At 50.2% G+C, this 14,193-nt stretch carries 10 protein-coding genes and 1 pseudogene; 6 read left to right on the top strand and 5 right to left on the bottom strand.

The genetic code is table 11. The features are described from left to right. Window positions 1-101: 101 nt before the first annotated feature. Window positions 102-1,043: a helix-turn-helix transcriptional regulator gene (locus tag CBP31_RS03675; protein ID WP_087034920.1), complete on the bottom strand. Its 942-nt coding sequence runs from the start codon at window positions 1,041-1,043 to the stop codon at window positions 102-104. Between the two features lie 494 nt (window positions 1,044-1,537). Here CBP31_RS03675 and tyrS point away from each other — a divergent pair, with 494 nt between their 5' ends. Beyond that, window positions 1,538-2,863: a tyrosine--tRNA ligase gene (tyrS, locus tag CBP31_RS03680; RefSeq protein WP_227875126.1), complete on the top strand. Its 1,326-nt coding sequence runs from the start codon at window positions 1,538-1,540 to the stop codon at window positions 2,861-2,863. Window positions 2,864-3,095: 232 nt separating this feature from the next. On the opposite strand, the gene CBP31_RS03685 is transcribed toward tyrS, so the two are convergent. The 3 genes and pseudogenes from CBP31_RS03685 to CBP31_RS03695 form a co-directional block, all read right to left on the bottom strand. Then, window positions 3,096-4,202, bottom strand: coding sequence for a pseudouridine synthase (locus tag CBP31_RS03685; protein ID WP_087034922.1), 1,107 nt, complete (start codon window positions 4,200-4,202; stop codon window positions 3,096-3,098). Between the two features lie 70 nt (window positions 4,203-4,272). Further along, on the bottom strand, window positions 4,273-4,773 hold the full coding sequence (locus CBP31_RS03690; protein ID WP_087034923.1) for a methyltransferase family protein: 501 nt from the start codon (window positions 4,771-4,773) through the stop codon (window positions 4,273-4,275). Window positions 4,774-5,180: 407 nt separating this feature from the next. After that, a pseudogene (locus CBP31_RS03695) lies at window positions 5,181-6,983 on the bottom strand (SulP family inorganic anion transporter); the annotation flags it as partial. Window positions 6,984-7,346: 363 nt separating this feature from the next. Here CBP31_RS03695 and CBP31_RS03700 point away from each other — a divergent pair. From CBP31_RS03700 to CBP31_RS03705, 3 genes are read left to right on the top strand one after another with little or no spacing between them, the layout of a single operon-like run. Continuing rightward, entirely contained in the window at window positions 7,347-8,138 is a 792-nt protein-coding gene (locus tag CBP31_RS03700; RefSeq protein WP_227875127.1) for a response regulator, read from the top strand. Next, window positions 8,099-8,365, top strand: a complete 267-nt coding sequence (locus CBP31_RS15680; protein ID WP_227875128.1) for a hypothetical protein — start codon at window positions 8,099-8,101, stop codon at window positions 8,363-8,365. The genes CBP31_RS03700 and CBP31_RS15680 overlap by 40 nt, the downstream gene beginning before the upstream one ends. A 17-nt stretch (window positions 8,366-8,382) precedes the next feature. Next, the gene (locus tag CBP31_RS03705; protein ID WP_087034925.1) at window positions 8,383-9,342 is read left to right on the top strand and encodes a GGDEF domain-containing protein; all 960 of its coding nucleotides are present in this window, start codon (window positions 8,383-8,385) and stop codon (window positions 9,340-9,342) included. A gap of 129 nt (window positions 9,343-9,471) precedes the next feature. Here CBP31_RS03705 and fabV read toward each other — a convergent pair whose 3' ends face one another. Then, window positions 9,472-10,671 (bottom strand): enoyl-ACP reductase FabV, encoded by a 1,200-nt coding sequence (gene fabV / locus CBP31_RS03710; protein WP_087034926.1) that lies wholly within the window; start codon window positions 10,669-10,671, stop codon window positions 9,472-9,474. 319 nt (window positions 10,672-10,990) lie between these two features. Here fabV and CBP31_RS03715 point away from each other — a divergent pair. Both CBP31_RS03715 and CBP31_RS03720 read left to right on the top strand, forming a co-directional pair. After that, window positions 10,991-12,183, top strand: a protein-coding gene (locus CBP31_RS03715; protein WP_087034927.1) for an IS3 family transposase whose coding sequence is annotated in 2 segments (ribosomal slippage) — window positions 10,991-11,288 and window positions 11,288-12,183 — 1,194 coding nt in all. Because the reading frame shifts where the segments join, the coding sequence is not laid out codon by codon here. Between the two features lie 187 nt (window positions 12,184-12,370). Continuing rightward, window positions 12,371-14,125, top strand: a complete 1,755-nt coding sequence (locus tag CBP31_RS03720) for a DEAD/DEAH box helicase (RefSeq protein WP_087034928.1) — start codon at window positions 12,371-12,373, stop codon at window positions 14,123-14,125. The last annotated feature ends 68 nt before the right edge of the window (window positions 14,126-14,193 follow it).

A 14,193-nucleotide genomic window follows, 5' to 3' on the forward strand; every position in this document is an offset into this window, starting at 1 on the left:
ATTGGTACTTATTGTAGGTAATAAGTATTGGTATAAGTGCGCCCAGAATGGAGTGCAGTATACAGAAAAATAGCGCCCAGCGCCTAGATCCAAGCGCCGAGCTAAAAAACTAATCCACACTTTTTACCGGCTGGATGTTGAGCTGGGCGCTTGGTGCTCGGCGCTGAGTCATAAGTAATTAGATGATTCATAAAGCGGGCGAACAGCGCGGCTTGGCTATCTATGGCCAGCTTGGCGTACAAATGCTTGCGATGATTTTTCACCGTGCCCTCGCCGATACCTAATTGCTGCGCGATGGCGGCGTTATCTTGGCCCTGTACCAATAGCATCGCCACCTGTTGCTCCCGTGGTGTTAGCCGTGATTGACCAAAGCTGATTAAGGCTTGCTCAACGCGTACCCGCATCGATGCCGTGGTATTAGGAGAGGTGGTGTTAGGAACAGTGGTATTAAGGCGAGCTAAGCTCGGCGGTACAGGCGCATCAACAATCGACCTTTGCGCCGGGCTTTGAGCTAACGTTTCTGTACCCTTGGGCCAGTGCTGACGACACAAGGCACTGAGAATAGGCAGGAGCTGGCGTAGCTCCTGCTGTTCAGCGCCGCTAAAAGGAGTGGCGGTTAAGCGGCCTAAAAACAGCGTTAGCCATTGCTGCTCGTTGAGTGCTAATACTATGCCAAGCTCTTGCTGCCAGCCCGTTGCCTGATAAAAATCAGCCATATAATCGGGGTCATTCACGCCCTGTTGCTGCATAACGGCACTCAGCGAATAGACACCGTCATTTAAGCCGTGGCGCAGTGCGCGATAGAAAGGGTCTTGGGCATAAATGCCATTTAAATACTCACTAAATAGCAGCTCCCGCCTATCCGCCAAATTATCATACAAATACACCGCCGAGCCCGCTGCTTGATAGCTCAAGATTATACAGCAATCGCTATCGACATAAGAACTCACCAGCTTAGCCAAGCGCCGAGCAAAGGCAACTGAGCCTATGGCCTCGATAGCCTCAGCCAACGCCTGCTGCTTATTTTCATTGCCTATCGACATAAGAGACCTTGAGTAATAGCGCTCAGATAAACATCAAACCTGAGCCCTCTTTGCAACGAAAGCCGCGAAATCCACTAAAAGATCAACATAACATTACCTGATTACGTATGAACTTCAGCCATGATGCGCGTTGTTTTGGTTTGTTCTTTGTAGCAGCCAATTTATTCGGCTGGCCAGCTTTGGCTGGCTGTTACTGAGGTTTAGATTTAGACCAAAACACCAAACCGGGCCGAATAAATTGGCCCCTACAAGGTCAAAATACCAAACTGAGCCTCATATTCATTACCGAATAGGCGGGCAGCTCACTGTAACCTATTGAATTAATTGATGCTTAACTCACTGAAACATGGCTGATCTTTGTGGGTAATCAGGTTCGGCTTTATTTTATGCTTGGTGCTTGGTGCTGACATTATACCGAAAACTATCCCTAAAGGGACATAGGCAAGCAGGGGTGACTTAAGTGAGCATAAGACTTTAAATTATTCGAAGAGTTGATGATGACAGACTTCACTACGCCTAACTTAACTGCGCCCAATGCCTTATTAGCGGAGCTGACCGAGCGCGGCTTAATAGCACAACTCTCTAACGCTGACATACTGCATCAACATCTGAATCAAGCACCACGAGTGTTGTATTGCGGCTTTGATCCTACGGCGGGCAGTTTGCATATCGGCCACTTAGTGCCGCTGCTTATGTTGCGCCGCTTTAAAGAAGCGGGCCATAAAGTCATCGCGCTGGTGGGCGGTGCCACCGGCATGATAGGCGACCCCAGTTTTAAGGCCAGCGAGCGCAACCTTAACGACACGGCGCAAGTACAAAGTTGGGTAAGTGAGTTGCAGAGCCAAATTGCGCCCTTGCTGGGGGTAACCATAGAGAGCATTAATACAGATCTCGGCGAGCAGGATGCAGTTCAGCTGCTCGATAATGCGGACTGGATGAATAAGCTCGACTTATTTAGCTTCTTGCGCGATATCGGTAAACACTTTTCGGTGAACGCCATGATCGCCAAAGACTCGGTGAAGCAGCGCTTAGCGCGGCCCGACCAAGGCTTATCTTTTACCGAGTTTGCTTACTCTTTATTGCAGTCTTACGACTTTGCCGAGCTCAACCGCAGCCAAAACTGCACGCTGCAAATTGGCGGCAACGATCAATGGGGCAATATTACCAGCGGCATTGATCTCACGCGCCGGCTTAATCAACAGCAGGTATTTGGCTTAACGCTGCCCTTGATCACTAAAAGCGACGGTACCAAGTTTGGTAAAACCGAAACTGGCACTGTTTGGCTAGATGCCACTAAAACTTCACCTTATGCCTTTTATCAATTTTGGCTCAATACCGCCGATGCCGACGTATATCAGTTTTTACGCTTTTACAGCTTGCGTACTGTGGCCGAGATTGCCGCCATTGAAGCTGCGGACATACAGGCGACAGGCAAACCCCAAGCCCAGCGCTTATTAGCAGAAGAGCTCACTGCTTTAGTGCATGGCGAGGCGGCATTAGCGGCCGCTCAGCGTATTAGTGAGGCACTCTTCACCGGAAAGTTTAATGCGTTAACGCTGAGCGAATTGGCCCAGCTTGAGCAAGACGGCATGCCATTAACTGTCATCACTGACATTAAACTGCCACCTCTTAGCCAACTGCTGGTAGACAGCACACTGGCCAGCTCCTTACGTCACGCCCGAGAGCTGATTGCGAACAGCGCCATTACGGTGAATGGCAGCTTGATTACTGCGGATACGGAACAGCTAGCGCCACTCCAAGAGCAATATTTGATCCTGCGCCGCGGCAAGAAGCATTTTCATTTGATTAAATCTGCATAGAGTTAAGGGCTGCACAAGCGTAGAGCTAGCCCGAAATACTGCCGCTTATTGGCTCTGGATCCTTAGCTGTCTTACCGGGCTCGCCCCGGTATCTCGCTTGTGTGTTTAATACCTAAAAATAAAACCAAGATCCTGATGGTCATCAGGAAGACGGCCTAAAGATAAACACCGTCTCGGCCATTTATCGTTCCCTTCACTCTTTACCTCTCGCCCTTCACGCCCTTCACGCTCTTTAACGCTTGCCGCGATTGCTTTGTGGCAAGGAGCCTTTGCTGGATGCGCGGCCTTTGCCCGTAGCCTGAGTACGCGAGCCGCCATTTTTTGCACCGGTTTTAGCTTCAGGTTTAGCGCCAGTATTGGCAGGGCGCGGCTTTCCGGACCCTTTAGGTTTGGCATTAGCAGCGGCATGGCTGGCACTGGCTGAACGCGCACGGGTTCTGCGGTTGGCACTGGGTTTGGCCTGAGCATGAGCTGCAGTTTGTTCAGGGGTTAAGTCTTTAATGCGCGGGCCACTGCGGGCCGCCTTGGGTTGTTCAAGCTGTGAGGCTTCTTCGGTACTGCTTGAGTCACCAATCATGGCGTTGATCAGCGCCAACTCCGACTCTGTCACATAGCGCCACTGACCGGGTTTAAGCTCACCGAGTTCGATATTCATGATCCGCACTCGTTTGAGGCTGGTCACGCTAAAGTCGAGGTAATCGGCCATGCGGCGAATTTGACGATTTAAGCCCTGAGTCAAAATAATATTAATGGTGTTATGGCCAATTTTTCGCACTTTACACGGCTTAGTGATGGTATCGAGTATCGGCACGCCCGCGCCCATGTCCGCCACAAAACGGTCAGTAATGGGCTTATCCATGGACACTATGTATTCTTTTTCATGGGCATTACCAGCGCGCAAGATCTTATTCACTATGTCGCCATCGTTGGTCAGTAAAATTAAGCCGCTAGAAGGCTTGTCGAGTCGACCGATAGGGAAGATGCGCGACTTTTTATAGCCCACTGCATCCACGATATTTTCTGGGATCTCAGGATCCGTAGTGCAGGTAATGCCAATTGGCTTGTTATACACCAAATACACCGGCGCCGGTTTGGCACGCAGCGGCTTATTGTTTACCCGCACATCATCGGCAAGGCTGACCTTAACACCCATGCCCGCCACCACGCCGTTTACCTTAACTCGCCCTTGATCAATCAATCGATCCGCTTCTCGACGCGAACAAATACCCGTTTCACTGATAAATTTATTAAGGCGAGTCAGATTGTCTTGAGCCTGCTCTGAGTTTTGGCCTGAAGGCTGCCCTGAGGCTGTTCCAGAGGTATAAGGCGCGTCACTCATGGGGTTATCTCTCCCGAAAATAAAAAGGCCAAGTGTAAAGCGGCGAGCAGCGAGTCACAAGCGCTAGCGCTTATAACCAGCGGCGTACCCGCTGGCAATATTGCTGGTAGGCAAGGCCAAACTTTGTCTGCAGCGCCTGCTCTTCGGCGGCAATTTGCACCTTGCTCATATACAGTACAAACAAGGCCAGCCACAGCACATTAATGACGTTGCCGAGCCAGATCGCCCATGCCAGCAACAACATAAGGTCGCCCACATAAATAGGGTTACGGCTGTAGCTAAATACCCCTTGGGTGACCAAGGCGGTGGCGCGTTCTGGCGCAAAGGGCAAAAGCGTGGTGTGAGCGCGGCGCAAGGTGAATGCCGAGATCAACATCAGTAGCAAACCTGCTATTCCCACTGCTATCGACATTAAAAACAGCCACGGCTGCCCTGCTATGCCACTACCCGCCAACTCAATCTCACTTACCCCACCGCCCGCAAGCTTGGTACTTGTTAACCACATCATTAAGGCGGCGAGTCCGGTGATGACTGGCGGTGGCAGCCATAATAAACGTTGTCGCCAGCTCATTTTTTAGCTCCTAAATCAAAGCGAGAGCCAGTGCGGGTGGCATCATTCATGTGCGCTTCAAGTTGAATAATGCTCTCGCCGGCTTTGGGCTCCAACAAAGGGAACTTAAGCTCAGCTTGCGCCGCGCCCGAGGTCGCTTGGGTAACGCCGGTTTCTAAATGAACGTTTAAGGCCGCTTGGGATCGCTCTTGCGCATATTGCTTACGCTCTTTCGATCCCAGCTTAAGATCTAATAAGGGCGCAACCTCCGGCTGAGGCTGCATACTTTTTTCCAATACTCTGGGCTGCAGCTTGTTGGTCTGCAAAAAGTTGGTCTGCAAAAGGTTTGTCTGCAGAAAGCTTGGCGGCAAAGACAGCTCTGCAACCGGCTCACTTATCTCAGTGGCGGCCTCTCGCTCTGCAAGCTGTGACTCTCGTGCACTGGGCGACAACACCGATAATTCCAGCTGGGCAAGCGCTTGCAGGCGCTCATCTTCGGCGATGTCGTTGGCCTCTGATTCTAAGGTAATAGTCTCCGGCTCTTCATCCCAATAGCAACTGGTCATGCGCAGTGCTTGGTATACATCGGGATACACTAAGATGCCCTCTTCGCCGACGCGGATCCCTGCTTGCTTTAGCCAGAGCGTCATTTGCCCACGCCTTCCTGCCATCACCATATGAATGCCGCTGCGTTTCAGCTCTTTATGCAGCTCACCCACCATGGTCATCACGCTGATATCTTGATGAGTAAAACAGGATACCGCATCAATGATCAGGCACTTAGCTGGCTTCTTTTCACTGGCCAGCAACACCAATACCCGGCGCTTAAAATAGGCGGCATTAAAGTAGGTGAGCGGCGAGTTAAAACGATAAATTAACACGCCGGTAATGGCTTTCACTTCTTCGTTATGACCTAAAGTATGCACCACCCCTTCGTCATTCATGCCCATTAACTGCTCTGTGGGGCGCATGACGTTGCGTAAAAACTGAAATAAGCCCAGTAACACCGCCAAAGCAATGCCAGGAATAACACCCACTAACAACACGCTGAAAAAGGTGACCCAAGCCAGCCAAAAGGCCGAGCTGTCCGAATGGCGCAGTGCCCAAATGCTGCGAAAATCCGTCATCGACAGTGAGGCTAAAATCAGTATCACGCCCAGTGCGGCGGTAGGTATATATTGCAAGGGTGAGTACAAATAAAAAGTCACCGCGGCGGTAGCCAAGGCGGCCACTAACGACACCATCTGGGTTTTACCGCCATTGGCGTCATTCACCGCAGTGCGCGAGCCTGCACCACTCACCGCAAAACCTTGGGAGACGGCAGAGGCAATATTAGCAATGCCAAGGGCGCGAAACTCCGCATCTGCGTCTATGTCATAGCCATTGCGCGCGGCAAAACTGCGCGCGGTAAGCATTAAAGACACAAAACTTATCATGGCCAGGTTGAGCGCCGGCAATACCAGCTCGCGGATCAGCCCTGGCGGAAATTCAGGAATTTGAAAATCTGGGAAACGACCACTTAAGGTGCCAATCACGGCCACGTCTTGCACCCGAGCCCCTAATGCCCAGAGCACAGTTGCCGTGACTGCTAATGCCAGTAAAGAAGTAGGCCACAAGGGGTTAAGCCGTTTACCCACCAGCATCACCAGCAAGGTCAGTAAACTAAAGCCTAGCGTAATCAGGTGCACTTCTGACACATAATTGGGCGCCGCTAATACCCGCTCTACCAAGCCTTGCTCGTGATAGGTAAAGCCAAATACGCTCGACAGCTGGCCCACAATAATGGTGATGGCCACGCCGTTCAGTAAGCCCATTAAGATGGGGCTGGATAAAAAATCCGCCAGCACACCCAACCTTAGTCGGCTGGCAATGAGGCACCATACGCCGGTCATGGCGGTCATGGTCATCACCAATTGCCAATGTCGAGTAGGATCGCCCAGCGCCAGTGGCGTCACCACGGCAGCAATCACCGCACAGGTCGCCGCATCGGGCCCGACGATTAACTGGCGTGAGGAGCCAAAAATAGCATAGGCAATCATGGGTAAAATACTGGAATACAAGCCCGCCTCGGCACCCACGCCCGTTAGCTCGGCATAGGCAATAGCCACGGGCAAGCCCACGGCGGCTACCGACACCCCAGCCCGTACATCCGCCATCAACCAGGCTCTTTGGTAACCTAACAGCGTCATTAAACCTGGCATCCAGCGCCCCAGAGAAAAGCGTTTATTCATTTTTTCAGCCAATTGTAGTGAGGCTACTTAAAGCGAGACGGCTCAAAGAGAGACGACTTCAAGTGCACTCACTGTGATTTATGAAGGCTAAGCGCATCCTTGCCTCGTACAAAAGCCAAGGGTTATCACCTTTAGCTAGATCTGTATTTTAAGCGACTAATTAAGCCCTAAGATAGGCTTTAGTCACATATATTATATCGACACTTAACGAGAGGCTTTACGCTAAGTTTACACGCTCTTTATTCTAAAAAGGGTTTCGTTTGTTTCCTGTTAACTGAACACTAACTGTGATTGAATACTCTTATGCGCTAAACAGACCTTGTAACCGCTTATCACTCGCAAACAATCAGGTATTAACGTGGTATGAAAACCCATATTTTAATTTGTGATGACTCTTTGGTGGCCCGTAAACAAATGGCCAGTACCTTGCCCGCCGATTGGCCGGTACAGCTGCACTTTGCCGAAGATGGCAAACAGGCATTGGCTTTCTTACAGCATTATGGCGCCGATGTGTTATTTCTTGACTTGAATATGCCAGAGCTCGACGGCTATGGCGTGCTCAATGAAATTAAAAAACAGGGATTATCCGTTATTACCGTGGTTGTTTCCGGTGACATTCAGCCAGAAGCTCAACACAAAGTACGCGCGCTCGGTGCCATTGGCTTTATTAACAAACCCATCGTTAAGTCTGAGTTAGCACAGCTCTTAACTGAATACGGCCTATACCGCCCTCATGGCGCAGCGCCTGTTTCCCACAACCTTCCCGCACCCGCTAACCAAGAGTTAGACGACGCCGTCACCTTGTTTGAGTATCTGCAAGAGATGGCCAACATTGCCATGGGGCAGGCTTCAAACTTACTGGCTCAACTACTACAAGTTTTTATTCATCAGCCCATTCCTAAAGTGGCTTTGATTGCGCGCAGCGAGCTCAATATGGCGATTTCTGCCATTGAAGGCAATACCGACTATGCCGCCGTGTGTCAGGGTTTTGTGGGTGCGGGGGTGTCTGGTGAAGCCTTGCTGTTATTTACCGACACCAACAGCGAGCAAATGGCCAAATTGCTGCACTATGAAGATGAGACTTGCTCTGCCCCGAGATCGAAGTGTTACTCGACATGTCGAACATTCTGTTCAGCGCTTTTATTAAAGGTTTAGGCCAGCAATTAGATATTTGCTTTGGCTTAGGTCAACCCCATCTATTGTCCCGCCCTCAACATATTGAAGGCTTACTTGCTCATCATCGGCAACAGACAGAGCAGTTGTTATGTATTGAAATTCCCTATGAGCTTGAACAACAAAACATTAATTGTAATCTGCTGGTTTTGCTGACAGAAGATTCAGTCACGCGCCTAGAGCAACGATTGTCTTATTTACTGGAATAAGTCTGATGGAGTAAGTCATGCCCCTCGCAACACAGGATGCCCACGCCTTTCATTTTCTGGTCGACATGCTCGAGTCAGTGGAAATTGGCCTAGTCGTATTAGATTTAGAATTTAAAGTACAGCTGTGGAATGGCTTTATGGAAAACCACAGCGGACTTACGTCAACGGCGGTACGGGAGCAGAATATTTTCTTACTGTTTCCTGAATTACCCGCAACTTGGCTAAAACGAAAAATAGACACGGTAGTGATGCTTAATACCCGCGCCTTTACCTCTTGGGAGTTGCGCCCTTATCTCTTTCGCTTTGGCAGTAGCCGCCCCATTACCGGCACTTCACCTTACATGTATCAAAACGTGACTATTAGCCCGCTCGCTGAGCCCGATGGCAGCATAAAACGCGTTTCTTTGATGGTGTACGATGTCACCGATGTGGCCTGTAGCCGCATTGAGCTAGAACAAGCGAATGCTCAGCTTAATTGTTTAAGTAAGACCGACAACTTAACCAAGTTGCTTAATCGTGGCGCCTGGGAAAGCCATCTCAATAGCGAATTTGAGCGCTTTCGGCGCTACGGTCATGATTGCACCCTGATCATGCTCGATATCGACAACTTCAAACGCGTCAACGATCAATATGGTCATCAGGTGGGGGATGACGTTATTCGCCACCTCGCCGAGACCATGCGCGCTTGCCTGCGCAGTACGGATCATTTAGGTCGCTACGGCGGCGAAGAATTTGCCATTATTTTGCCGGAAACTAGCCTTGAAGGCGCCTGTGTAATTGCTGAGCGATTGCGCCAAACCATCGCCCAAGCCGAGGTCCGCAGTCACAATGCGAATGTGAGTTATACCGTCAGCTTAGGACTAGCGACCTTGCATAAGCAAACGGCCAGCAGCCAACAATGGTTACGCCAAGCGGACGAGGCCTTATATGCGGCCAAGCATGCGGGTAGAAACCAAGTGCTGTGTGCGGGCTTGTGAGGCGTGAGGCGTGAGGCGTGAGGCAAAATAGTTAAGTAGAGCCACGCTAAACAACAAACCTAAATACCATTAAAAAAAGCCCAGTCGCATAACACGACTGGGCTTTTTACTACTGTGATTTAACTGCGTTTACGCCAGTTCAATCACTTCAAAATTCACTTGTGGGTCTACGTCTGCTTCGTAATCAACGCCAGTTAGACCAAAGCCGAACAAACGCAAAAATTCATCTTTATAACCCTGATAATCAGTTAACTGATAAATATTGTCGTCTTGAACTTGAGTCCAAATTTCGCGACAAGCATCTTGTACCGCATCACGCAATTCCCAGTCATCCAAACGCAGACGATTTTCTTCATCCAACTGCGCTGGCTGCTCACCATACAACTGAGTGGTAAATAAGCGCTGAATTTGCTCGATACAGCCTTCGTGAATGCCCTGCTCTTTCATCACCTTAAAGGCCATGGAGATATACAAAGGCATTACCGGAATGGCCGCAGAGGCTTGGGTTACCACAGACTTCAGCACGGCTACGTGGGCATTACCGCCATGAGCTTTCAGCTTGGCATCAATAGCCTGCGCGGCGCGATCTAAGTCTTCTTTGGCTTTACCCAAAGTTCCGTGCCAGTAAATAGGCCAAGTTAAGCTGGTGCCGATATAGGAATACGCCACCGACTTAGCGCCGTCCGCCAATACGCCTGCATCCGCCAGCGCATTCATCCATAATTCCCAATCTTGTCCGCCCATCACTTGAATGGTGTCGGCAATTTCTTGCTCGTTGGCCGGCTCAACTTCCGCTTCAATCAACACATCTTTATTGGTATCGAGGGCAGTAGACTTATACACCTCGCCAATCGGCTTCAACGCAGAGCGTACTACTTCGCCGGTGTCGGGCATTTTGCGCACCGGTGAGGCCAACGAATAGACCACTAAGTCAATTTGACCCAAGTCTTGCTTGATCAACTCTATTACTTGCTCACGGCAGGCATTAGAGAAGGCGTCACCGTTGATGCTTTTTGAATACAAACCTTCGGCCTTGGCGGCTTTATCAAAGGCGGCAGAATTGTACCAACCGGCAGAGGCGGTTTTTTTCTCGGTGGCCGCTTTTTCAAAAAACACGCCGATAGTGGCCGCATCACTGCCAAAAGCAGCATTAATGCGTGACGCCAAGCCGTAGCCCGTAGATGCGCCAATCACCAGCACCTTTTTAGGGCCATGTTCCAGTTTACCATTGGCTTTTACGTAAGCAATTTGCTCGGCTACGTTCGCCGCACAACCAACAGGATGGGTAGTGGTACAGATAAAGCCACGAACCTTGGGTTTAATAATCATGAAGTTATGTGCCTCGGTTGCTCTTAGAAAGAGTTCTTAGATAGATGCTAAAGATACCTTATTCTAAAGCAAAGTGAGGTAGGAACCAAAGCGGGAAGACAGACCTTAAGGACTATCGCAACGGAATCCACGAAACCCACGGAAAAATAGAGATCAAATCTGAAAAAAATTTTATTGATAACAGCCTAACAAAAGGCAGCAGCACGCTCTCTTAAAGCCATTAGGTTTAGTTGTTATCAATCAAATGCCTTGGTCTTTCGATCAGATACTGGTGGAATGGCCCCGAATAAGTAGACACTTCTTCAGAGTGAGGAAGTGTATGCAATACCGAACCAAACGTAAATTTAGTAATGAATTTAAGCGGGAAGCCGTTAAACTCTCTGTTTCATCACCTAAAACATTAGCTGACATCTCCAGTGAGCTGGGGGTGCATCCGAACGTATTAAGCCGTTGGCGTCGAGAGTGGATAATGGACAAACCAGATTCGAAACAGGATAAGCCCGTTAAAAATGAAGGGCCAGATAAAAGCCTTCGTCAGTTAGAGCAAGAGAATAAGCGTCTTAAGAAAAAGCTAGAGCGCGCTGAACTGGAGCTCGATATCTTAAAAAAGCTGGAAGAGTACGCTACCAAGACACGGCGATAAAATTTGCCTTCATCGACCGGTATCGCAGCATGAGCTGGACGGTACTGGTGATGTGTCGCGTACTCCAGGTATCTCGTGCGGGTTTTTATTGTTGGAAGCAGCGCCAACGAGAGCCTTCGGTTCAGGCGGAGCGTCATCGCAGTTTGCTCGCCTTTTTATTGGCTGAAGCTGAACAGCAACATGGTATTGCGGGTTATCGGAAATTGTGGCGCGAAGCGGTTGACCAAGGCTTTGCTTGTGGTAAGAATCAAGTGCAACGCCTATTACAGAGTGTGGGCTACCGTTCTTGTGTCGCGCCTAAGCCTGGGCATCGTAAACATAAGCCAGGCATCGCTGCGACGCCGAATCTGTTAAACCGACAGTTTACGGTTGCAGAAGAGAACCGTGTTTGGGTGTCAGATATAACTCAAATACGCTGTGAAGAAGGCTGGCTCTATCTGGCGGTGATAATCGATCTTGCTACCAGACAGGTAGTGGGCAAGGCTCAAGGGCCGGTTAATAGTGCTGAATTAGTGATTAAGGCCTTAAAGCAGGCTTGGAAGAAGCAGAAGCCTGATGGCCGAGAGCTGATGTTCCACTCAGACCAGGGCAGCCAATATCATTGTATGGCGACCATGACGTGGTTGAATAAACGTAAAGTGACTATCAGCATGTCTCGCCGGGGAAACTGCTGGGATAATGCGTGTTCAGAAAGCTTTTTTGCTTTACTGAAAAAGGAATGGACCCGTCGTTTAGGGCTGTTAACTCGTAAAGAGATGGCAGAAGAAATACACTTCTACATCACGCAGTATTACCACAAAGTAAGACAACACACTGCGCTGGGAGGATTAACCCCCAACGCATATGCGCAGCAACTTAATGCTGCTTAAACTGGTGTCTACTTTAGTCGGGCCATTCCATGGCTGTCGTTTTCACCTTCCAGCTCTCAGCTTCTGGCTGACGGCTGTCTTTCTTCCCCCTCACCCTTCACGCTTCACTCCTCACGCCCTTTATTTTTGATTTCTTAGCTTTTTATTAGCACACTGCTGCTCTGTTCGCTTACCGTTAAAGTCGATTATGTTTACCCTGCGCCCTTATCAGCAAGAGGCGGTGGAGCGCACGCTCACCTACTTTCGCCGCCATGATGACCCTGCCGTATTAGTGCTGCCTACCGGTGCGGGCAAGAGCTTGGTGATTGCCGAGTTGGCACGCCTCGCCCGCGGCCGTGTCTTGGTTTTGGCGCACGTGAAAGAGCTGGTGGAGCAAAACCACGCTAAGTATCAAAGCTACGGTAAAGAGGCGGCGATATTCTCGGCAGGCCTCGGTAAAAAAGAGGCCCACACTCAGGTGGTGTTTGGCTCTGTGCAGTCGGTGGCGCGCAACTTGGAGGCTTTTAGCCAATTTAGCTTAGTTATCATCGATGAATGCCATCGGGTATCCGATGATGACGACAGCCAATACTTGCAAGTGGTGAATCATCTGCACGAGTCCAATCCTAAGCTCAAAGTGCTGGGCCTAACGGCGACGCCCTATCGCTTAGGCATGGGCTGGATTTATCAAACCCATTATCATGGTTTTGTGCGCAGCCGTAAGCCGCGTTTTTTTAAGCATTGCTTATTTGAGCTGCCGCTGCGGCTGATGATCAAACAAGGTTATCTTTGCCCGCCAGATATCGTTGATGCACCTGTGGTGCATTATGATTTTTCAAGGCTCTATGAACAGGGCTTATTTACTGAGCAAGCATTAGAACAAGAGCTGGCGCGCCAACCCAGAGTTACCCCACACATAGTGCAGCAAATCCAAGACTATGCAGTGGAGCGTGTGGGCGTGATGGTGTTTGCCAGCACGGTGCGCCACGCGGCAGAAGTAGCTGGGCTGTTACCGCCGAAGCAAACCGCCCTGATCACTGGCGATACCCCAGGGCCTGAGCGCGATGAGATTATTCGCCGCTTTAAAGCCCGCGAGCTGAAGTTTTTAGTGAACGTGTCTGTGCTGACTACCGGCTTTGATGCGCCGCACGTGGATGTGATTGCCCTGCTGCGCCCCACCCAATCAGTGGCGCTATATCAGCAAATCATTGGTCGAGGCTTGCGCCTAAGCCCCGATAAAACCAACTGTTTAGTTTTGGATTACGCGGGCAATAATATGGACATTTTCGCCCCCGATGTGGGCGAGCCCAGACCCAATCCGGATACCACGCAGGTGCAAGTGCTGTGCCCAGCTTGTGGCTTTGCCAATATTTTTTGGGGTAAAACCGACGAACAAGGCAATGTGCTGGAGCACTTTGGCCGTCGCTGTCAGGGTTTATTCTCTCATGCAGACGAGCCAGAGGAATTAGGCGAGCCTTGCGGTTATCGTTTTCGCTTTAAATCTTGCCCGCAATGCTTGGCTGAAAATGACATCGCCGCCCGCCAATGCCACGACTGCGGCTGTGTGTTGGTGGATCCCGACAAGAAGCTTAAAGAAGCGCTGGCGCTGAAAGATGCGCTTATCTTACGCTGTGCCGGCATGAGCTTAGATGAGGGCTCCGGAAAATTTGGCCCAGCCCTCAAAGCCACCTATTACGATGAAGATGGCACTGAGCTACAGCAATGGTATGCTTTTGACGCTAAGGGCAAGACAGGGCGTTTTTATCTGGAATTTGTACGCCCCCACTGGCCCGCGCCGGGCTTTGAGCCTGAGCTTAATAACCTAGCCGACGTGCTGGCACTGGCTGAAAAGTTTCGCCACCCAGACTTTGTAATAGCCCGTAAACATAAAAAAGGCTGGCGTGTTAAAGAAACCCTGTTTGATTACCAAGGCCGCTTTCGACTGGCGAATGCTTTGTCTTAGGCCGTGAGGGTGAGGCGTGAGGCGTGAGGCGTGAGGCGTGAGGCGTGAGGCGTAAGGCGTAAGGCGTA

This window comes from Oceanisphaera profunda (assembly GCF_002157895.1).
Classification (GTDB): Bacteria; Pseudomonadota; Gammaproteobacteria; order Enterobacterales; family Aeromonadaceae; genus Oceanimonas; species Oceanimonas profunda.

Bases quoted from the DNA above. Each gene is read 5' to 3' on its own strand.
- CBP31_RS03685 (WP_087034922.1), bottom strand. From the start codon at position 4,202: ATGAGTGACGCGCCTTATACCTCTGGAACAGCCTCAGGGCAGCCTTCA.
- CBP31_RS15680 (WP_227875128.1), top strand. From the start codon at position 8,099: ATGTCGAACATTCTGTTCAGCGCTTTTATTAAAGGTTTAGGCCAGCAA.
- CBP31_RS03690 (WP_087034923.1), bottom strand. From the start codon at position 4,773: ATGAGCTGGCGACAACGTTTATTATGGCTGCCACCGCCAGTCATCACC.
- tyrS (WP_227875126.1), top strand. From the start codon at position 1,538: ATGATGACAGACTTCACTACGCCTAACTTAACTGCGCCCAATGCCTTA.
- CBP31_RS03700 (WP_227875127.1), top strand. From the start codon at position 7,347: ATGAAAACCCATATTTTAATTTGTGATGACTCTTTGGTGGCCCGTAAA.
- fabV (WP_087034926.1), bottom strand. From the start codon at position 10,671: ATGATTATTAAACCCAAGGTTCGTGGCTTTATCTGTACCACTACCCAT.
- CBP31_RS03705 (WP_087034925.1), top strand. From the start codon at position 8,383: ATGCCCCTCGCAACACAGGATGCCCACGCCTTTCATTTTCTGGTCGAC.
- CBP31_RS03675 (WP_087034920.1), bottom strand. From the start codon at position 1,043: ATGTCGATAGGCAATGAAAATAAGCAGCAGGCGTTGGCTGAGGCTATC.
- CBP31_RS03720 (WP_087034928.1), top strand. From the start codon at position 12,371: ATGTTTACCCTGCGCCCTTATCAGCAAGAGGCGGTGGAGCGCACGCTC.